The sequence below is a fragment of the Phreatobacter sp. genome, from assembly GCF_051860605.1.
GTDB lineage: Bacteria > Pseudomonadota > Alphaproteobacteria > Rhizobiales > Phreatobacteraceae > Phreatobacter.
Window position 1 is genome coordinate 1 of the sequence record NZ_JBHYDR010000026.1, and the last position, 753, is coordinate 753.

At 66.3% G+C, this 753-nt stretch carries 1 pseudogene; it reads left to right on the top strand.

Features of this window, described 5'->3' with window-relative positions:
• A pseudogene (locus ACTIFS_RS21700) lies at window positions 1-753 on the top strand (2-oxoacid:acceptor oxidoreductase subunit alpha); the annotation flags it as partial.

Consider the following 753-nt stretch of genomic DNA (forward strand, 5'->3'; position numbering starts at 1 on the left):
GGCCGTGATCATGGACGTTCAGCGCGGCGGCCCCTCGACGGGCATGCCGACGCGCACGCAGCAGTCCGACATCCTGCTCGCGGCTTATGCCTCGCACGGCGACACCAAGCATGTCCTGCTCTTCCCGGAGGGTCCGGCGGAGGCCTTCGAGTTCAGCGCCCTCTCCTTTGATCTCGCCGACCGGCTGCAGACGCCGGTCCTGCTCATGCTCGATCTCGACATCGGCATGAACCATCGGCTCTGCGCGCCGCTGCGCTGGGACGACGACCGGGTCTACGACCGCGGCAAGGTGATGACCGCAGCCGATCTCGACGCCGGCAAGGACTTCGGACGCTATCTCGACGTCGACGGCGACGGCATTCCCTACCGCACCTACCCTGGCACCCATCCGCGCAAGGGCTCCTTCTTCACCCGCGGCACGACCCGGGACCGCTATGCACGCTATACTGAGGAGGGCGGCCCCTATGTCGACAACATGGAACGGCTGTTGAAGAAGTTCGAGACCGCAAAGGATCTTGTTCCCGGCCCCGTGGTCACCCTGGCCAGCACCCCCTCGCGCTACGGGGTGATCTATTTCGGCTCGACGTCGCCCGCCATGGAGGAGGCGGCCGATCTGCTGGAGGCCGATGGCCATGCGCTCGACCGGATGCGGGTCAGGGCGTTTCCCTTCAACCGCGATGTCGACGCTTTCCTGCGCGCACACGACGTGGTGTTCGTGGTCGAGCAGAACCGCGATGCCCAGCTTCGCACCCT